This window comes from Amaricoccus macauensis, assembly GCF_049800915.1.
GTDB lineage: Bacteria > Pseudomonadota > Alphaproteobacteria > Rhodobacterales > Rhodobacteraceae > Amaricoccus > Amaricoccus macauensis_A.
Genome location: NZ_JBNAFY010000004.1, coordinates 369,250 through 388,228 on the forward strand (window position 1 = coordinate 369,250; position 18,979 = coordinate 388,228).

The window sequence follows — 18,979 nt, forward strand, 5'->3', positions numbered from 1 at the left end:
TGGCTTCAGGGAAACTGAACAAGGTTACTCAAAGGTGAGCGCCGGTCTCCGCGCGGTTTTCGGGCTCAGGCCCGGCGACGTCTGCGCCGTCCACCCTCACCGCCACCACTGGCTGCGTTGAAGGAAACGACCGGCAGAACAAGCGTGGAGGTCATCTTGGGATAGGGATCGGTTGCGTGCGGGATCGCGTTGGCCGCAACGAAATGCTCCTGGAACCGCGGCTCGATGGCTGTCTCCACCTTGTGGATGCGGGTAACAAGGCTTTCGACCTCACGCCGGGCGGCCGAGTTCAGCAGCGCGATGCGCGCGCCGGTTCCCGCCGCGTTGCCAGCGGATGTGACCTTTTCGATGTCGCAATCGGGGATCATTCCGAGCACCATCGCGTGCTTGGGCGAGATATGCGCACCGAACGCACCCGCGAGCACGACCCGGTCCACGGTATCTACGCCAAGCTGGTCCATGAGCAGGCGCGCACCGGCATAGAGCGCGGATTTTGCAAGCTGGATCGCCCGGACATCGCCCTGCGTAACCATGATCTTCGGTCCGCCCGTCGCGCTGGCGTCATGGAGCAGATAGGCATGGGTCCGGCCCTCGGGCACGCAGCGGGGCGTGCCGGTCTGTTCCGCCGAGCCGATCAACCCGCCGGGATCGACAAGTCCCGCGAGCCGCATCTCGGCAATCACCTCAATGATGCCGGAGCCGCAGATGCCGGTGATCCCGGTGGCGCGGGTGGCCTCGGCAAATCCCGGCTCGTCGGACCAGAGCTCACAACCAATAACCCGGAAACGCGGCTCCTTCGTCACCGGATCGATCTCGACCCGTTCGATGGCACCGGGTGCAGCACGCTGGCCGGAGGAAATCTGCGCTCCCTCGAAAGCCGGCCCCGTGGGCGAGGAACAGGCAAGCACCTTGTTGCGATCACCCAGCAGAATTTCGGCATTTGTGCCGACGTCGACCACGAGCATCAGGTCGTCGGACTGGTTCGGCGCCTCCGACAGAGCAACGGCCGCGGCATCCGCCCCCACGTGACCCGCGATGCAGGGCAGGACATAAATCCGGGCATCGGGATGCATTTCGAGCCCGATCTCCTTGGCCCAAATCGACATGCTGGAAGCGGTGGCGAGCGCGAAGGGCGCCTGCCCCAGTTCGACCGGGTCGATTCCCAGGAGCAGGTGGTGCATCACCGGGTTGGCAACGAAGACGGCTTCGAGGATCAGGCCGGGATCGACCCGCGCCTCGGCCGCGATTTGCTGGATCAGCGTGTTGAGTGCCTGACGGACGGCGCTCGTCATTTCAGCGTCTCCGCCGGGGTTCATCATCGAATAGGACACCCGGCTCATCAGATCCTCACCAAAGCGGATCTGCGGGTTCATCAATCCTGAAGAGGCTAGCACCTCACCCGACTGAAGGTCGCAGAGATGACCGGCGATCGTGGTGGACCCGAGGTCGATGGCCAGACCGTAGATCGAGCCCTCGTAGTAGCCGGGCCAGACCTGCATGATCCGCGCCTCGCCCAGCCCTGCGCCGTGATAGACCGCGCAGGTAACCTTCCAGTTTCCCTGGCGCAGCGCGGGCTGAAGCATCTGGACCAGCCGCAGATCACCCTTCACATGCGCGAGCCCCCATTGCTGCGTGAGTGCGCGTTCCAGCCGTTCGAGGTCACCCGAGGGCTCATGCATGTCGGGCTCGGCCACCTCGACGTAGTAGAGCCGCGTAGCCGGGTCCATGATGATCTGTCGTGCCTCGGCCCGCTTGCGCACAACCTGCCGATGCACCTGGCTTTCGGGCGGCACATCAAGCACGACGTCCGCCCTGATTTGCGCCTGACATCCGAGACGGCGACCTTCCTTGAGGCCGCGTTTTTCGTCGTAGCGCGCCTCGACCTTGTTCCATTCACTCAACGCTTCGGGCGTGGAGCGAATCCCCAGCTTCTGGAAATCGCCGAAGGAGGGAGAAACCTGGCATTTTGAACAGATGCCACGGCCGCCGCAGACACTGTCGAGGTCGACGCCGAGTTGGCGCGCGGCGTCTAGCACGGTGGTTCCCGACGCAATCCGCCCGCGCTTGCCGGACGGCATGAAAATCACCATGGGATCGCGCGCTGGGCTATCGGACATTCGGCAGCTCCTGTCTGGTTCCGGCGGGTCTTAGGCGCTTGTGGGGACAATGTGAATGGCCCCCGAAATGGAGGTGCGTCTTCACGCCTCCCGGCGCACCATTCGGATACGCCTTGCCCAGATCTGTGCGATAATCACCAGCGCGAGCCACCCCGCCGCCAGAAAGAGCTGGGAGGCGATACCGAGCGGCAACACAGCCAAGCCGAAGCCGATACCGATGAGATCACCCATACTGAAGCCGTTTGCCACAAGATCCGGCAACATGGCAAAGGCACTTCCGAAGAGCCCCGCGATCATGGTCGCAAAGAGCCCGCCCAAGAGCGCGAGCACCAAGCCCAGCACGCCGCGCCGGCCGAAGAGGCTGGCAAAAAGCCATCCAGCCAATGCCCCGCCGATTGCCATGGCGATGACATAGCGCGCGATCAGTCCAGCCGACAGGTTCGCACGTTCGTCGGCTGTCAACCCCGCAAGATCCTCGACCGAAAGTGCCGTGAAGGCCGCAACCCCGACAAACGCCATCATCGCGGTCGTAACGACCCTGAGGGATGGCCCATTCCCTTTAGTCTGCATGGCGCGATCCCCCTAACCGCTCGTCTTCATCTTGCATCTGTGCACCGGTGCGGCCCGACAAGAAGGGTGGCGGCACCTTCGGCCAGATCCGGCATTCACGTTCACTGCCGTCCCGCCTGGACTTTTCCCAACAACGGCATGGGCGATCTGTCGCCCGGCGTGAAAGGATCAAGGTCTTTCGACGATAGAAAGATTGGATGCCGACTGCAAAGCCGAAAGACAGCCTGACGCTGCGTTTCCGGGGCCTTTGCGCGATCGAGCATGTGGATGATCCGATCTATCGCGACCTTTCCCGGTCGAAGAGGCGCGGCAGCGAGGCGAGCGTGACTTGGAATTTTTTCGAGATCTCGTGACCCGAGGTCAGAACCGGACGTTGTAGTCCAGCCCGATCCTGTTCGCATCGCCAAGCGGAACCTTGTATAGCATGGAGATCGTGCCGCGCTCCTCGAAGGCATGTGTCGCCTTGATTTCATAGGCATTGGTCTGCACGGACCCCGCGCTGATCGCCTCACGCAGGGTCGCTTCAATACGGTCGGCCTCACCGATCACCCAGGCGGCGTTGGCATTTCCGCCACCGCTGCCGGTATGGGCATCGAGTTCGAAATGCCCCTTCAGATGGAGATGCCGGGACAGCGGAGCGTTGAATTCCAGGGCGATGAAACTTGTCCTGTCGCCCGCATCCGTATGATGCTCGCGGACCTTCAGGTCGATGGCAAGCGCACCCACTTCCGGCTTCAGGCCTAGATAGAGATCGTAGGTGCCGGATGAGGTGGCATTCTCGGCGAGCGCCCCTTTCACGCCCCCGTAAATCCAGCCGATGTTGTGCTGAAAATCGGCATGCAATCTGGTTGTCTGCGCTGTTCCGCCGGGCTTGTCGACGCCATAGGTCAATTGCGGGCCGAACTCCTGACCTGCCGTTTCGGCTGATAGAAGCACAAGCGGCGAGGCAAGCAGCAGGTGCTGCAATCGGTTTGGCATTGGACCTCCAGCGGGATTCGGCGCCCCGATATCACGATTTTCTGTCCTGTGGATGGAAACATCCCGTGATCACATACGTTGAAGGATGGGTGAAACAACGACGCGAGGACAAAAATGGACCTTCTCCGCATCATTCTTTCGATCCTTCTGCCGCCGCTCGGCGTCTTTCTGCAGGTGGGGATCGGGTTGCAATTCTGGATCAACATCCTGCTGACGCTGTGCGGCTACATCCCCGGAATCGTGCACGCCGTCTGGATCATCGCGAGGCGGTAAGACTATGAAAATACGGGAGGAAATAGAACAGCTCGAGCGCATGGCCAAACTGCTCGATGCCCGGTTCGTGATCCCCTTCACGGGCATCCGGTTCGGGCTCGACGGGCTTCTGGGGCTTGTGCCGGTCGTCGGGGACACGGCCGCGCTGGCGCCATCGCTTTATGTCGTCTATCGCGCGCATCGTCTCGGCGTGCGGCGCTCGGTCCTGCTGCGGATGATGGGAAATACAGCCGCGGACTATGCCATTGGAATCGTGCCGGTTTTTGGAGACATCCTCGATGTGGCATTCAAGGCGAACCGCAGGAACGTGGCGCTTCTGCGGGAGGAATTGCTCTCGCATGGCGATGTGATCGACGCCAAACCTCAGAGCATGGATGGGACCATTCGGAGGCCCGGATAGCACCGCAAAACCTCGTGTGCATTCCATGCATATTGCATGCATATTTCATATTGCGACTGTTCCACTCAGGAATTGACGGAGCGAACCTCGCTCAATGTATCAAGAATGTCGTGGTGACGTTCGGGAAGCGCCCATCCTTGGAGCGGATGCACCCGAAACAGGGTCTGAGGTGTTCTCAAGCTTTCGGGGCCCTGCGAGAAGCTTGAGATCAGGAGCCTCGCCCAAGCAAGCAGAAGGCCTATTGATGCTCGCCATCAACGCGGCGGCCCAACACGTTCACGAATACGTCGGGCTTGTGGGCGGCGGTGGTATACGTCGCCACGGTAATCGCGGCGGCCGCGATCAGGACGGCGTGACCGACGATGCTTGCTGCGAGGACGGTGTAGCTGCCGATGGCGATGGAAAAGCTGACAGCCCACATGAACCCCAGGATCTGCAGCACATAGTGTCTTATACCGACATCCGGAATATGGCGAAGAGGACTGACTTCGGCATTGAAGATGTAGTTCCACGCGTAGACGATCAGTTGTTTCATCCTTGAATCCTTTCCGTCACGGCATTTCCCTGCGGTCGTGCCATTTCGTTAACATGCATTCCACATGCGCTTAACTATGATGTTACGGAGGGAGTGGCTGTTCCGGATCACTCTACCAGGCTTTTTTCGAAAGAATTGGAGACCCAATCCCGCCAACTACTTGTCATGGAGCCTGGCCATACGGGGCTTGGCGGCTGAATTTACTAGGGAAACTGGGGGAGCGTTTTTGGAGACGGAACGAGAAGCGAGGGAATGAAATTCAGGAGGTTCGGCGAGGCGAAATGGTTGATCCCGTTCCGACCTCAGCCTTTCAGAAGCGCTTCGAGACGCTCGGAAAGCCCCTCGCCTTCGATCCGCAGCCGCTTGATGCGGGACTTCTCACCGGAGAGAAAGGTGACGCTCGAGCGCGAGACGCCGAGCGACTTCGCGAGGAAGGCTACGAGCGCCTTGTTGGCCGCACCATCAATCGGGGGGGCGGACACCCGGACCTTCAGGCAAGGCTGACCGTCATGCTCGGTGACGCCTTCGATGCGGTCACGCCCGCCCTTGGGGGTAAGACGGATGGCGATCTCGATACCATCGGGAACAGCTTTGAAGGGGAGATCGGACATGGGGGCATCCCGGCGATATCGTCTGGCGATGCAGGTTAGTACGGAGCGGGTGCGCTGCCCATAGCCAACATCCGGCCCAAGCGCAGCGAACGGTGGGATAGAGCGTGAAGTGCTTTTGGTGCGGGGAAACCATGGCACGGAACGAGGTGCGCAGCACCGCCATGCCTGCGACGGCCCGGGGGTTGGCGCCGCGAGGGTTGTTCGACGCAGTTTATGGTAACGACACTGCCTAGACCTGCTCGTTGCCCCGACATCGACGATGCGCCGACCCGTCCGGACAGGCCGTCGCAGGCACGGCGCCTTCGGCTTGTCCCGTGCCTGTGTTTCCCAGAACCATTGTCGCGATGGGCCGGCGGCGGTCCGGGGGTTGGCGCAGCGAGGGTTGTTCGGCGCAGTTTATGGTAACGACACTGCCTAGACCTGCTCGTTGCCCCGACATCGACGATGCGCCGACCCGTCCGGACGGGCCGTCGCAGGCACGGCGCCTTCGGCATGTTCCGTGCCAGTGTTTCCCAGCGAGTGGTGAGACTCGGTAGACGGCAGCGATCAGCTACATGACATGGCCTGCTTCGGGACACGCGTTTGGGCAGGAGGTGCGGTCCGGGGGCCGTCGCGGGCACGGCGCCTCCGGCTTGTTCCGTGCCCATGTGACCCAGCACCAATGGCGTGATGGGCCGCCGCAGGCACGGCTGGCCCGTGGGGCTGCGCCAGCCCCGTATCAGCCCCGGCGGCGGCGGCGATTCTCGCGGCCTGCGCGGGCGCCTGCCGGTGCCTCGCCCTCGACGGCCGGGGCCTTGTTGGCCTTGATCCAGGCGGCACCGTGGGGGTCGTGGTTCATCAGGAGGTTCGCCGCGCGCACCGCGTGCATTTCCGCCTCGCGAACCGGGTTCATGATCGCCGAGGTCATGCCGGCGGTGATCGCCATGGGCAGGAAGGCCGCGTTGATCCCGTGGCGGTTCGGCAGACCGAAGGACACGTTCGATGCGCCGCAGGTGGTGTTGACGCCAAGTTCGTCGCGCAGGCGGCGGACCAGCGTGAAGACCTGCAACCCGGCGGTGGCCATGGCGCCGATGGGCATCATCAGCGGATCGACGACGATGTCATGGGCGGGAATGCCATAGTCGGCAGCGCGCTCGACGATCTTCTTCGCCACCTCGAAGCGCACGTCGGGGTCCTCGGAAATGCCGGTGTCATCGTTGGAGATCGCCACCACGGGCACGTTGTATTTTTTCACCAGCGGCAGGACGAGTTCGAGGCGCTCTTCTTCGCCGGTGACGGAATTCAGGAGCGGGCGGCCATGGGCGGCGGCGAGGCCGGCCTCGAGCGCCGCCGGGACACTTGAGTCGATGCACAAGGGAAGATCCACAAGCCCCTGAACCAGCTCGATCATTTTCGTCATGAGCGGCGGTTCGGTCTCGTTGGGGTTCGGGTTCGAGTTGTAGACCACGCCCGCGTTCACATCGAGCATGGTGGCCCCACAGGCGGCCTGCTCGAGCGCGTCCTTCTCGACAGTAGAGAAATCGCCTGCTTCAAGCTCGGCGGCAAGCTTCTTGCGGCCCGTGGGGTTGATCCGCTCGCCGATGACGCAGAAGGGCTGGTCGAAGCCGATGATCGCGGTCTTCGATTTCGATTCGACAATGGTGCGGGTCATGAAAAGTCAGGTCCTTCGTTGATCGAGATGTGCCCAGAGGGCAGGATCGTTGAAGTCTGCGATAGCCTGATGGGCCCCGGCCTGCAACAGCGCCTCTGGGGCGAGGTTGGAGGTGAGGCCGAAGACATGGGCGCCCGAGGCGCGGGCGGCGCGGTTGCCCGAGCGCGAATCCTCGAAGGCGATCGAGGCCTCGGGTGCCACGCCGAGCCGCTCCATGGCGAGCAGGTACGGTGCGGGATCGGGCTTGGCCTGGGGCGCATCCCCTTCCGCGATCACCATCTCGAAGCGCGAGGCGAGACCCGAGGCGGACAGCATGGCCTCGGCATTGGCGCGCGGCGCATTTGTGACGACGGCAAAGGGTGCGCCGGAGCGTTCGGCCCAGTCGAGCAGGCCCAGAATGCCGGGGGTCGGCTCGAAACTTCCCGTGAGGCGGCTGCGGAACTCGGCCTCCTTGCGGTCGGCAAGCTCGGCGGCGCGATGCGCCTGGTCGGGCAGGAAATGGGCGAAGATCTCCGGGTTGGGCCGGCCCACGACCTCGGTGGTGAACTCGTCCCATTCCAGCGAAACGCCATGCTCCGCGAAGATGTCGCGAAAGACGACGAAGTGGATCGGGTCCGAATGGACCAGCGTGCCGTCGAGATCGAAGAGAAGCGCCGGGGCTTTGGTCTTGCTCATGCGCGGGCGCTGATCCGGGCTGCGGGCGTGGTGCGGCCGAGGTATTCCGCCGTCGCGCCGATGCCGCCAAGCGGGAAGAAGTGCACGCGCTCGACCGCGAAATCCGGGTTGGCGGCCTTGTGGCGGGCCAGCGCGGCAAGCATTTCGGTGGGCTCGAAGGGCAGCATGAGCTTGGAGAGGTCGGCCGCGCGGCGCTGGAGCACGCGCAGGGACGGGCCGACGCCGCAGGCCATGGCGAACTTGATCATGGTCTGGAGCTTGGCGGGGCCTGCGATGCCGATATGGATCGGCAGGGTGATGCCCTCGGCGCGGAGGCTTTCGGCCCAGTCGATCACCGGCTCGGGCTCGAAGCAGAACTGGGTGGCGATGGCCATGCGCGCATCGGTGCGGGACTGGAAGTCGTTCTTCCAGCGCAGGGCGGCGGAGACCCGGGTGGTGGAGCCGTCGGCGTCGATGTCGCGGTTGCCTTCCGGGTGGCCGGCGACATGGAGGTCGGTGAAGCCGAAACGGTCGAAGAGGCCGGTTTCGAGTAGCTGCATCGAATCGCCGAATTCGCCACGGGGGGTGTCGATGCCGCCCGCGATGACCAGTGCCTCGCGGATGCCGAGATCGGCGTAGGCCTCGATGCGGTGGGCCAGTTCGGCACGGTCCGCGATGCCGCGGGCCGGGAAGTGGGGCATGACGCGGAAGCCCTCGTCGGACAGGCGCCGCGCGGTGGAAAGCATGTCGGCGAAATCGGTGCCGTCGATATGAGCGAGGTAGATCCGGGTGCCTTCGGGCAGGATGGCGCGGAAATCCTCGATCTTCGCGGCGGTGCGCGGCATTACCTCGACGGAGAAGTCGCGGGTCAGATGTGCGATCGCGGCGGCATCGGAGGGCGCGGTTCCGGCGCTGCGGCGGACGAAGGACAGAATCTTTGCCATGTTTCCCCTGTTGTCTCTAGCGCGGTGAGGGAGAGGCCCAGCCCTCGTTGGCGATCAAGGATTTGAGCACGTCCTGAGTAAATTCCGAATCGAGCCGTGCGGCTTCGCCAGAAGCGACATCCGCGGCGTCACCTTCGACCTCGTAGGGTGCGGCCTTGCGCCATTCCGCGAGATAGGCATCGGCATCCTTCGCGCCAACCTTCATGGCGCAGCGGTCAATGGCCTGCTCGAAGCGTTCGGGCAGCTGGACCTTCGCGGCGCGGCGGCCCTTGCCGACGATGACCTGCGCGGGAATGTCGCGCCAGTAGACGATAACGACCTGGGCCATGCCCCTCGAACTCCCTTCTCACTGACCGGTTCGGACCGGACGGCGCATTCGTTTCGCGGGCGCACGAAAGTGTCAAGTCAACGACGTGGTAAGCTCGTGCGCAGATAAGGATTGCCGGAATCGGGGTTGAGAGGTATTCTCCACCCGCTGAAATCATTGTCGGTACGGACCGGAGCAACATGAACATCACCCCAAAGGCTCTTCCGAGCCTATCTTTCGAGTTTTTCCCGCCACATTCCCCGAAGGCAAGTCTGCGTCTCTGGCGCTCGGTGGAGCGTCTTGCGCCGCTGGCCCCGCAGTTCGTCTCGGTGACCTATGGCGCGGGTGGAACAACGCGCGATCGCACCAATGCCGCGATCCAGACCATCGTCGATCGCGCGCGGCTCAATGTCGCCGGCCACCTGACCTGCGTGGGCGCGAGCCGGGCGGAGACGCTCGAGGTGGCCCGCGGCTTCGCGAAGCTCGGCGTGCGGCGGATCGTGGCGCTCCGGGGTGATCCGCCCAAGGGCGAGACCGAATTCGTGCCGCACCCGGACGGCTTTGCCTCTGCCGCGGAACTCGTGGCCGGTCTGCGCGACGTGGGCGATTTCGAGATTTCGGTCGCAGCCTACCCGGAGAAGCACCCGGAGGCCGCCGATCTCGGCGCCGATATCGACAATCTCAAGCGCAAGCTCGATGCGGGTGCCTCCAGCGCGATCACCCAGTTCTTCTTCGAGAACGAGGATTTCCTGCGCTTCCGCGATGCCTGCGCCAAGGCTGGCATCACCGCGCCGCTCTACCCCGGCATCCTGCCGGTGGAGAATTTCGCCAAGATGCTGAACTTCGCCGGGCGCTGCCAAGCCAACGTGCCGGACTGGATGCACAAGGCGTTTGCGCGGGCGGAGACGGATGAGCAGGCCTACCTCCTTTCGGTATCGCTGGCGGCGGATCAATGCACCAAGCTGATGACCGAGGGCGTGGAGCATCTGCATTTCTACACGCTCAACAATCCCGACCTGACCTACGATATCTGCCGGGCGCTGGGCTATGAAGCCGCAGCTCCGCTCGCAATGGGCGGCGGCAAGCAGACAGCCTGATCGCACTCCGATATGGCGCCGGGGCCTTCTTGTCGGGCTCCGGTTTGCGCTCGTGAGGGTGCTTTTTTCGAGAGAAGTGGTGCCGCGTGTCCGACTCGAACGGACGACCTACCGCTTACAAGGCGGTTGCTCTACCAGCTGAGCTAACGCGGCCCGGGGGCCAGCCATCGGCATGGGCCGCTCCTTAGCGGTTTCGGTAGCGCAGGGCAACTGATGGATTCCACCGAACCAGGCAGAAAGCCGGGATCAGCGCCGCGCGAGATAGGCGATGCGGACAAAGAGACGCTCGACGAGGGCCAGGCCCGGTGTCGGCCGCCCCGAACGCAGACGCAACTCTGCCTCCATGATCTGGCCGAGTGCATTCTCGAGCCGCTCGGTCCCGAAGGCACGGATCTGGGCAGCCATGCGCGAGCGGCGCGGTCCGAAGACCGGCGGACGGGCGCGCGCGAGCGCGGTATCGGCACCGCCTGGATCAATGGAGGCGGCATGCAGCGTCCGGAAATGCCGCGCTGCCAGAATCGTCAAGCCCGTGGCGCTGGCACTGGGGCTGAGGGCGGCAAAGGCTCGCGCCAATTCCCGCGATCGCCCGTCGGCGGCAAGATCGACCAGAGCGGTCAGTTCGGCCTCGGCCGCGGGCGGCGCCACGGCGGCGATGTCATCGCTCGAGACGGGACCGGGTGCCCCGCGCATGTAGAGCGAGAGCTTGACGAGAATCTGCTCGAAATCTCCGGGATCGAGAGATTGCGCCAGGGCTTCGAGGTCGGTCATGGCCTCGGGGGAGATGCTTGAGAGGCTCTCGCGCGCAAGAGCGGCCTCGATCTCGTCCCGGCGCATCGGGTCGGCATAGATCGCGATGGCAAAAGCGTTCTTCGCCGCTTCCATGGCCTTGCGCAGGGAGGAGCGTGGCGTGAGCGAGCCTGCGCTGAGCACGAGGGTCGCATCGCCGGGGCGCCAATCCTCGAGCGCGGCGCGAACGGCGGCGGTGTTCGAATCGCCCGCATCCTCAACGACCACCGCACGGGGACCAGGAAAGAACCCCGTCGCCTTAAGCGCATCGGTCAGTGCCGCCGGGTCGCGGCGCAGATCCCCGCCCTGGAACCGGGTGAGCCGCATTTCCTCGGCGCCTTTCGGGCCAACGAGCGCGGTGACGAGATCGCGGCGCCGCAGGCCGGTGCGCACCGGGTCCGGCCCGTAGAGCAGGCAACCCGCCGAGTCGCTGCCCGGTTTTTTCAGATAACGCGCCGCATCGCGACCGCCGAGCTTCATGCGCCGCTCCCGTCCTCCGCGATGCCGGGCGTTGTCTCCGCCCATTTCGACGATTCGATCGAGAGCCGGAGGGCAATGCGTTCGGCAAGCTGGCGGGAGACCCGGCGGATCGCATCGGCCCGCGCGACACGGGTCGCATAGGCGGATGCGGTTTCCGATTCCGGCGCGCTGTATCCCGAGATGCCTTCGACGTTCCCGCTCAGCGCGGTCTCGTTGCTTGTCAGCGAAACGAGCCGGAAGTCCGCCTCGCCGGTCACATTGAAGCGGGTCGTCACGTTCGTGGTTGTCAGCGCCACGCCATCGGTTTCGATTTCGAGGTCGATCTCCAGGCGGTGGGTCGGTTGGCTCGCCGGGCCGAGTTCCATGATGAGCCAGTCTCGCAACTCATAGCCGGCGGCGGAGTCGATGGGCTCGACATAGATCTGGCCGAGCCCCGCGCGGGCCGTTGTGCCGGTGCCGTACATCGGCTCGAACCCGCAGGCCGCGACGCCGAGCGCCGCAGTTGCGAGCGCCGCGGCCCGGATGACGGTCCTGCGATCAGACGACCACATTCACGATCCGCCCCGGCACGACGATGAGCTTGCGCGGCGCGCCACCATCAAGCGCCTTCGCCACCACCTCGTTGGCGAGCACGAGTGCTTCGATGGCGCTCTTGTCCGCGTCGGCGGGAACAGCAAGCTCGCCGCGCCGCTTGCCGTTGATCTGGATCGGCAGGGTGACAAGACTGTCGACAAGCAATGACGAATCTAATTTTGGCCAAGGTTGCGTTGCAACTAGGCAGTCCTTTCCAAGAGCAGCCCAACATTCCTCGGCCAAATGAGGCATTATGGGATTAAACATTTGAATGAGCATTTCGAATGCTTCCCGCAACGCTATCAAGGAATCGGGTCCCTCAAGCTTTTGGGGATCTAAGAGCGACCCGAGGACGGCGGAGAATTCGTGGATTTGAGCTATCGCTACATTAAACTGAAGGTGTTCAAAGCACTCCTCGACACGCTTCAATCTCCTGTGTGCGACTTTTCTGATTTCCAGTGCTTGATCGATCTCGGGGTGCTTGCCTGTCAAAGGAGTTGCACCACTTTCGATTTCGATCAGAGTCTGCACCTGCTTCCAGAGACGCTGAACAAAACGCGAAGCACCCTTCACCCCCCCCTCTGTCCACTCCACATCGCGCTCGGGCGGGCTGTCGGAAAGCACGAACCAGCGCGCGGTGTCGGCGCCATAACGTTCGATGATCGTCTCGGGGTCGACGACGTTCTTCTTCGACTTCGACATCTTGATCTGCGGGCCGATCTCGACCGGCGTGCCGTCCTTGAGACGTGCGCCGCTCTCGTCCCGTTCGATCTCCTCGGGGTCGTGCCAGATGGTCCGGCCCTCGGGGGATTTCGTCGCATAGGTTTCGTGGGTGACCATGCCTTGCGTGAAGAGCGCATCGAAGGGTTCGATGGCCTTCTCGGGCAGGTGGCCGGTTTTGTGCATCGCACGCGCGAAGAAACGCGAATAGAGCAGGTGCAGGATCGCGTGCTCCACGCCGCCGATATACTGGTCGACATTCATCCAGTATTCGGCATCGGCGAGATCGGTCGGCGTCTCGGCGCGCGGGGCGGTGAAACGGGCGAAATACCAGGACGAATCGACGAAGGTGTCCATGGTGTCCGTTTCACGCCGCGCGGCCTTGCCGCATTTCGGGCAGGTGGCGGCGAGAAAGCCCGCGTGGCGTTCGAGCGGGTTGCCGGGCTTGTCGAAGCTCACATCCTCGGGCAGCCGGATGGGCAGGTTCTCCTTCGCCTCCGGCACCACGCCGCAATCGGGGCAGTGGACGACCGGGATCGGACAGCCCCAGTAGCGCTGGCGGCTGATGCCCCAGTCGCGCAGGCGGAACTGCACCTCGCCCCGGCCCCATCCGTCTCGCTCGGCAAGCTCGATGGTGGTCTCGATGGCTTCGGCGCCGGTGGCGATGTCGAGCCCGGCGGGGTGATTGATCCAGCGGACCTTCTCGGTCTTGGCCGGGATGAAGGCCGTCTTGCCCACCGGCTCGTGATTTTCGAGCGCTTCAAAGGTCTCGGTCACCGGCAGGTCATACTTCCGCGCGAAGTCGAGGTCGCGCTGGTCATGGGCCGGAACCGCGAAGACCGCGCCCGTTCCGTAGTCCATCAGGATGAAATTGGCGATCCAGACCGGCAGTTCCCAGTCGGGGTCGAGCGGGTGGCGGACCTTGAGCCCGGTGTCGAAGCCCTTCTTCTCGGCGGTTTCGAGATCGGCCTCGGAGGTGCCGGTGCGGCGGCACTCGGCGCAGAAGGCCGCGATCTCGGGATTGTCCGTCTCGAGGGCGCGGGCCAGCGGATGGTCCGGCGAGATGCCCAGGAAGCTCGCGCCCATGATGGTGTCGGGCCGCGTGGTGTAGACGTCGATGCTCTTGAACCCATGGCTCGGCGCGGTGAGGCTCCAGTTGAACTGGAGGCCGCGGGATTTGCCGATCCAGTTGCGCTGCATTGTGCGCACCTTCTCGGGCCAGGCTTCCAGCCGGTCGATGGCCTCGAGCAGTTCGTCGGCATAGTCGGAGATGCGGAAGAACCACTGGGTCAGTTCGCGGCGTTCCACGGGCGCGCCGGAGCGCCAGCCGCAGCCGTCGATCACCTGCTCGTTGGCCAGAACGGTCATGTCCACCGGGTCCCAGTTGACCACCGCGGCCTTGCGGTAGACGAGACCCGCCTCGAGCATGTCGATGAACATGGCCTGCTGCTGCCCGTAGTATTCCGGGTCGCAGGTGGCGAACTCGCGCGACCAGTCGATCGAGAAGCCCATGGGCTTCATCTGCTCGCGCATTGTTGCAATATTGCCATAGGTCCAGGTGCCGGGATGCACACCCTTGTCCATAGCGGCATTTTCCGCCGGCATTCCGAAGGCATCGAATCCCATCGGATGGAGGACGTTAAAGCCCGAGCTTATCTTGTAGCGGGCGATGACGTCGCCCATGGTGTAGTTGCGGGTATGCCCGATATGGATGCGGCCCGAGGGATAGGGAAACATCTCGAGGACATAATATTTGGGCCGGGACGGGTCGCGTTCGGCGCGGAACACGCCCGCCTCGTCCCAGGCCCGCTGCCATTTCGGCTCGGTTTCGCGGGCGTCATAGCGCGACATGGGGTAAGTCTCTCTTTGCAATTGCGAAATGCCGCGGGTCTGGCGCGCGCAATGGCATGGCGCCTACCCGCCGCGTTCGACGTCGGTGATGCGCATCTGCCGGGCGCGGGTCAGGATGGCGTCCTCGAGCTGGCTGTTCTCCGCTTCGCTGACCGGAACCGCCCGTCCGCCCTGCTGGCGGAAGGCCGCGACCTTGAGCGAGCGGGCGTCGAGTGCGGGATCGGAGATCAGCACCGTGACGCGGAACGTGCCGCCACCCGCCACATTGCCCCAATCCGTGAGAATGAGGCCCGAGAACGGGTCCGCAGTGTCAAGCGGCAGAAAGGAAAGGGTTTCCAGCGATGCCTGCCACAGGTAGCGATTCACCTGTACGGCCTGCTCGGGCCGGCTCTGGCTGCCGTTGAACAGATCGAAGATCGACTCGTCACTGATGTCGAGTTCCTCGCGGCGGCGCTCCTCGTTGAGCTGCGACTGATACGCCGCATCGCCGCATCCGGACAGAATGCCCAGAAACGCCAAACCAGCAAAGAATCCACCAAATCTGCGCACGACACTCATATTCCGCAGCCTGTCCTGAATGGCGTGTGTAAAGTCTCGCCACCCATGCGGCAAGTGCAAAGCGGCGACGATCAAGCCGCTCTCCCATCGCGCGACTCACGTCACGCTATCGGCGGCGTGAGGGCACTGTGGCAAACCTGCATCAATGTATGACGCAACGACGGGAAGCTCTCCCAATTTCTTGAACCCCGGCGATTGATGAGAGAAGAAAGCCTCACCTGATCCGGATCACCCGGGTTTGAGACACGGTTTCAAGCAAGATAAAACGAGGAAAGCTATGAAGAAGGTTCTCTTCGCCACCACCGCCTTCACCGCACTCGCGGTTGGCGGCACGGCAATGGCCGACATCACCCTCTACGGAAGCGCCCGTCTGGGTCTCTACTATGAGGAAGATGCAGACAACGAACTGACGACGACGTCGCGGACCCGTTTCGGCGTCACCATGTCCGGTGAAACCGACTCCGGCATCACCTTCGGTGCCGACATGCGCGCCGACAACGTTGCTGACCCGCTCGACGGTGCAGACAGCGGCCAGGCTGGCTCGGCCTTCATCTCCGGTGCGTTCGGCACCCTGACCTACGGCGACACCTCCGGTGCCGACGAAAACTGGGTCGGCGACCTCGTCGGCAACCTCTCGCTGACCGGCCTCGGCGACCTGAACGAGACCCTCTACCTCTCGAACGGTGGTGAGCTCGACAGCGACGATCCCGACTCGGTCCTCAACCCGGCCGCTCGTCCGACGATCCGTTACGACTTCGACCTCGCAGGCTTCGGCATCTCGCTGTCCTCCGACAACGACCTGTCTGACGTTGGCGTCGGCGCTGGCTATGCCGGTCCGGTTGCTGGCTTCGATCTCGAGTTCGGCATCGGCTACTACGACTTCAACGACTTCGCATTCGGTGGCGAGTCGCTGGACGGTGAAGAGTATTCCGCAATGCTCGGCTTCGGCTTCCTCGGCGCCGACATGAACGTCATCTACAACAAGGTCGACCCGGACGGCGGTCTTGATCGCGAAACCCTCGGTGTTGGCGCAGAATATGCCTTCGACGCATTCGCAGTCGGCGCATTCTACCGCAACGTGCTCTCCGCTTCGAACGACGACGGCGAAACCGCCACGATCGACGGCGAAGACGCATTCGGCCTGACCGCTGAATACGACCTCGGCGGCGGCGCGACCCTCAACGGCGGTCTCGTCAGCGACTATGAAGACGACATCGTTGCTGACTTCGGTGTGAACATGTCCTTCTGATCCCACTCTTCGGGACAGTGAGATATGGAAGGCGGGCCCATGTGGTCCGCCTTTCTTCTGTTTGGGGTGATTGCGCCCGGCACGCGAGATGCGGGGCACGCCCCTGGCCATCGGCTGCCAAGAGAGAATAAACCCAGGCGCTCGTGCGCGCTCCGGCGGCTCGGTGAAAGCCGACCATTCCCCGGCACCTATGCTCGAGACCTTTGCCGGGATATGGTGGCGGAAAACCAACGGGCCCAGGCGATTGCCCAGGCCCACATCGGTCTTTTCATCCAGTATGGGTGAGGATCGGCCCTGCGATCAGTCGCAGAGCACAGGCGCGATTGCCGCCTCGAACCCTTCAGGCACACCCTCATCCATGTCGAACTGCGGCAGGCCGGCCGGATTGGCGGCGATATTGTTGCGATCGAGGAAGCGGACAAGCTCGGCGCGCGTCAGGGCATAGTTGATGTTCTGCGGCAGGGTTCCCGTCGCTTCGGCGATGAAACGCTCCGAAAGCCGGGACACCACGACACCCATGACGCTGCCATCTCCGTCGATCAGCGGGCCACCGGAATTGCCCGGTTGAACCGGGGCGCTGAAGCTGAAGAAACGGGTGTCGTCGTTCACGTCCGCGAGCGAGCTGACATTTCCGCTGGTGAGGTGAAGCGAGGTGCCGGCGATATTGTAGTAGGGGTAGCCCGCTGCATGGAGCCGCTCCCCGAGGCGCCCGCGGATCGAGCCCGAGATCGACAGCCAGGTCGGCGAATCCGCATCGGCCGCAAGGGCGGCGACATCGAGATCGCTGTCGTAAGCCAGCAGTTCGAGACGGGTGCCATCGGCCAGCGTCAGCCGTTCGCAGGACTGGACAACGTGGCTGGCGGTCAAAAGGACACGTGGCCCGACAAAGAAGGCAGTGCCGCTGGCATCATTGCCATCGGGGGGTGTCAGCCGGGTCGGCTCGGGCGGCAGGAAGGCTTCCAGTTCGTCGATCCGGCCGAATCGCGCAACGGTCTGTTCGATGATCGCTTCGAGTTTGCCCTTGTCGGGGAGGCCCCATGTCTCGATCGGGCCCTCCGCCACGCTGGCGCGGATGAATTCCATGGCAGCTTCCGCCCCGGGCTCGGCCGCGAGATAGATCGTGGGCCAGGTATCGCCCTGACGCAGGGTCACGGTGCGATAGATTCGGCCATCGTCGAGCTGACCGCTCGTGCTCATGGTCCAGTCGCCATCGACCGTTTCCAGCGTGGCCGGGTCCGCGCTCGCGGATCGGGCGGCGGCGTGCCAGGCGACGGCCATGTCCGGCGTGAAACTGTGAACCAGAAGGGTGAGGGTGCCGTCATGGCTCCACCAACGCTGGCCCTGGTCCTCGCTCTCGACTTCGCCGAAAAGCCGCGACGGCAGCGCCAGGGAGATGTCGTGATCGCCCAGGTAGGTGTACTGCCAGCCGCGGGTGTCGACCTCGGCAAGGAAAGAGAGCATCAGGGCCGCGACATGCGCCCGCTTGACCGGGCTGTCGAACTCGCGGGCCGAATAGTTGGCCATGGCAGCCGCGCTTGCCTCGTCCCAGATGCCATCGAGCGGGCCGGGATAGACACCTTCGAAGGCCAGCGCGGCCTGAAGCATGCGACGCTCCCTCGACAGAAGCTGCTCCGCATCGAATGCATGGTTGAATTCCGCGAGCTCGGGAAGCGCAGACGGAGAAGCCAAACCTTCCGCCGCGGCCAGACCGCCCAGAGCTGTCGAAAACGCGAAGACCCGCACCAGATGCGACGCTGAAAACATACCGTAACCCCCAAAGTCCCAGGGGCAATTCCTATCACGGCCGCATCCGCTCCCAAAGATTTTTGCTTCATTTTGTTAAATATCAATTCATTAACCATTAATATCCGAGAATACTCGCAAGGCCACTTTCCAAATGACGGAACAGATCCGCAGATGGCCCTCATGTATCTTTGAGAAACAACAGGATAGATGGGAGCTGGAGACTGCCGGAGCGCGCCGGGAGATCGGAGCCCCCCGGCACGTCTCGGGCCTTTGACTCAACCCTGAGCAGCGGGTTCGATGTGGGATCTGACGATTTCCGCCACGCGCTCGGGCGCGAGGATCGGTGGAAACAGGGTCAGGAAGCGGCCTTCGGCATCGAGCAGGTAAACAAAGCTCCCGTGGGCGAAGACCTCGCCGTAGAACGGGTCGACGTAGACCGGCTCGAACTCGACGTTGAACGCCTCGTAGGCGCGGGCAAGGTCGCTCTCGCTGCCCGTGAGACCGACGAAATCGGGGTGAAAGTCGCGGAGCCGGTCCCCCATGACCTCCGGCGTATCCCGGGCCGGATCGACCGTGATCATCACCGGGGTCACGGCGATGCCGTTCTGCTCCAGTCCCGCGACGGTGTCGGCCATCATCGGCAGGGCCACCGAGCAGATCTGTTCGCAGGAGGCGTAGCCGAAGAAAAGGAGCTGTGGCCGGCCCGCGGGATCGGCCTGGGTCCGCCTCTGCCCATCCTGATCCGTGAGGCTGAAGTCACCGCCCAGCGCGAAGGGCAGGCCTTCGCCACTGGGTGCGGGAAGATCCGGGATGCCCTCCCCCAGCGCGGGGGAGGCGAGAAGGCCGGCCAGTGCCGCGGCCATGACTGTCTTTCGCATG

General features: G+C 63.7%; 20 protein-coding genes and 1 tRNA gene. 5 read left to right on the plus strand and 16 right to left on the minus strand.

All coding sequences use genetic code 11. The annotated features are described in order from the left end of the window. Positions 1–65: 65 nt before the first annotated feature. Entirely contained in the window at positions 66–2,117 is a 2,052-nt protein-coding gene (locus ACP15W_RS12320) for an ASKHA domain-containing protein (RefSeq protein WP_424933196.1), read from the minus strand. 81 nt (positions 2,118–2,198) lie between these two features. Further along, entirely contained in the window at positions 2,199–2,687 is a 489-nt protein-coding gene (locus ACP15W_RS12325) for a hypothetical protein (RefSeq protein WP_424933197.1), read from the minus strand. A 197-nt stretch (positions 2,688–2,884) separates the two neighbouring features. On the opposite strand from ACP15W_RS12325, the gene ACP15W_RS12330 reads away from it, so the two are divergent. After that, complete coding sequence (locus ACP15W_RS12330) at positions 2,885–3,040, plus strand: hypothetical protein (protein WP_424933198.1); 156 nt, start codon at positions 2,885–2,887, stop codon at positions 3,038–3,040. Between the two features lie 7 nt (positions 3,041–3,047). Here the strand turns inward: ACP15W_RS12330 and ACP15W_RS12335 are convergent, their stop codons facing one another. After that, the gene (locus ACP15W_RS12335; protein ID WP_424933199.1) at positions 3,048–3,665 is read right to left on the minus strand and encodes a hypothetical protein; all 618 of its coding nucleotides are present in this window, start codon (positions 3,663–3,665) and stop codon (positions 3,048–3,050) included. Between the two features lie 114 nt (positions 3,666–3,779). Here ACP15W_RS12335 and ACP15W_RS12340 point away from each other — a divergent pair, with 114 nt between their 5' ends. Both ACP15W_RS12340 and ACP15W_RS12345 read left to right on the plus strand, forming a co-directional pair. After that, the gene (locus ACP15W_RS12340; RefSeq protein ID WP_424933200.1) at positions 3,780–3,938 is read left to right on the plus strand and encodes a YqaE/Pmp3 family membrane protein; all 159 of its coding nucleotides are present in this window, start codon (positions 3,780–3,782) and stop codon (positions 3,936–3,938) included. Positions 3,939–3,942: 4 nt separating this feature from the next. Further along, positions 3,943–4,338 (plus strand): DUF4112 domain-containing protein, encoded by a 396-nt coding sequence (locus ACP15W_RS12345; RefSeq protein WP_424933201.1) that lies wholly within the window; start codon positions 3,943–3,945, stop codon positions 4,336–4,338. Positions 4,339–4,576: 238 nt separating this feature from the next. On the opposite strand, the gene ACP15W_RS12350 is transcribed toward ACP15W_RS12345, so the two are convergent. From ACP15W_RS12350 to ACP15W_RS12375, 6 genes are all read right to left on the minus strand, one after another. Beyond that, positions 4,577–4,873 (minus strand): hypothetical protein, encoded by a 297-nt coding sequence (locus tag ACP15W_RS12350; RefSeq protein WP_424933202.1) that lies wholly within the window; start codon positions 4,871–4,873, stop codon positions 4,577–4,579. A gap of 302 nt (positions 4,874–5,175) precedes the next feature. Continuing rightward, entirely contained in the window at positions 5,176–5,484 is a 309-nt protein-coding gene (locus ACP15W_RS12355; RefSeq protein WP_424933203.1) for a DUF167 domain-containing protein, read from the minus strand. Positions 5,485–6,202: 718 nt separating this feature from the next. Beyond that, positions 6,203–7,135: a methyltetrahydrofolate cobalamin methyltransferase gene (locus tag ACP15W_RS12360; protein WP_424933204.1), complete on the minus strand. Its 933-nt coding sequence runs from the start codon at positions 7,133–7,135 to the stop codon at positions 6,203–6,205. A 6-nt stretch (positions 7,136–7,141) separates the two neighbouring features. Further along, complete coding sequence (locus tag ACP15W_RS12365; RefSeq protein WP_424933205.1) at positions 7,142–7,810, minus strand: HAD family hydrolase; 669 nt, start codon at positions 7,808–7,810, stop codon at positions 7,142–7,144. Next, positions 7,807–8,733 carry a methylenetetrahydrofolate reductase gene (locus tag ACP15W_RS12370; RefSeq protein WP_424933206.1) on the minus strand — a complete coding sequence of 309 codons (927 nt, stop codon included), beginning with the start codon at positions 8,731–8,733 and terminating at the stop codon, positions 7,807–7,809. The genes ACP15W_RS12365 and ACP15W_RS12370 overlap by 4 nt, the downstream gene beginning before the upstream one ends. A gap of 16 nt (positions 8,734–8,749) precedes the next feature. Further along, the gene (locus ACP15W_RS12375; RefSeq protein WP_424933207.1) at positions 8,750–9,061 is read right to left on the minus strand and encodes a virulence factor; all 312 of its coding nucleotides are present in this window, start codon (positions 9,059–9,061) and stop codon (positions 8,750–8,752) included. 179 nt (positions 9,062–9,240) lie between these two features. On the opposite strand from ACP15W_RS12375, the gene metF reads away from it, so the two are divergent. Next, the gene (gene metF / locus ACP15W_RS12380; protein ID WP_424933208.1) at positions 9,241–10,137 is read left to right on the plus strand and encodes a methylenetetrahydrofolate reductase [NAD(P)H]; all 897 of its coding nucleotides are present in this window, start codon (positions 9,241–9,243) and stop codon (positions 10,135–10,137) included. Between the two features lie 77 nt (positions 10,138–10,214). Here metF and ACP15W_RS12385 read toward each other — a convergent pair. The 5 genes from ACP15W_RS12385 to ACP15W_RS12405 form a co-directional block, all read right to left on the minus strand. Next, a tRNA-Thr gene (locus ACP15W_RS12385) sits at positions 10,215–10,290 on the minus strand. A 93-nt stretch (positions 10,291–10,383) separates the two neighbouring features. Then, entirely contained in the window at positions 10,384–11,403 is a 1,020-nt protein-coding gene (gene holA, locus ACP15W_RS12390; RefSeq protein ID WP_424933209.1) for a DNA polymerase III subunit delta, read from the minus strand. Beyond that, positions 11,400–11,954, minus strand: a complete 555-nt coding sequence (gene lptE / locus ACP15W_RS12395) for an LPS assembly lipoprotein LptE (RefSeq protein WP_424933210.1) — start codon at positions 11,952–11,954, stop codon at positions 11,400–11,402. The genes holA and lptE overlap by 4 nt, the downstream gene beginning before the upstream one ends. Continuing rightward, complete coding sequence (gene leuS, locus ACP15W_RS12400; protein ID WP_424933211.1) at positions 11,941–14,547, minus strand: leucine--tRNA ligase; 2,607 nt, start codon at positions 14,545–14,547, stop codon at positions 11,941–11,943. The genes lptE and leuS overlap by 14 nt, the downstream gene beginning before the upstream one ends. A gap of 63 nt (positions 14,548–14,610) precedes the next feature. Then, positions 14,611–15,105 (minus strand): DUF3576 domain-containing protein, encoded by a 495-nt coding sequence (locus ACP15W_RS12405; protein ID WP_424933212.1) that lies wholly within the window; start codon positions 15,103–15,105, stop codon positions 14,611–14,613. A 277-nt stretch (positions 15,106–15,382) separates the two neighbouring features. Between ACP15W_RS12405 and ACP15W_RS12410 the strand changes: the two genes are divergently transcribed. Next, positions 15,383–16,354 carry a porin gene (locus ACP15W_RS12410; protein ID WP_424933213.1) on the plus strand — a complete coding sequence of 324 codons (972 nt, stop codon included), beginning with the start codon at positions 15,383–15,385 and terminating at the stop codon, positions 16,352–16,354. Positions 16,355–16,654: 300 nt separating this feature from the next. Here ACP15W_RS12410 and ACP15W_RS12415 read toward each other — a convergent pair whose 3' ends face one another. Continuing rightward, on the minus strand, positions 16,655–18,118 hold the full coding sequence (locus tag ACP15W_RS12415) for a trypsin-like peptidase domain-containing protein (protein WP_424933214.1): 1,464 nt from the start codon (positions 18,116–18,118) through the stop codon (positions 16,655–16,657). A gap of 257 nt (positions 18,119–18,375) precedes the next feature. Beyond that, on the minus strand, positions 18,376–18,978 hold the full coding sequence (locus ACP15W_RS12420; RefSeq protein ID WP_424933215.1) for an SCO family protein: 603 nt from the start codon (positions 18,976–18,978) through the stop codon (positions 18,376–18,378). Between the last annotated feature and the right edge of the window lies 1 nt (position 18,979).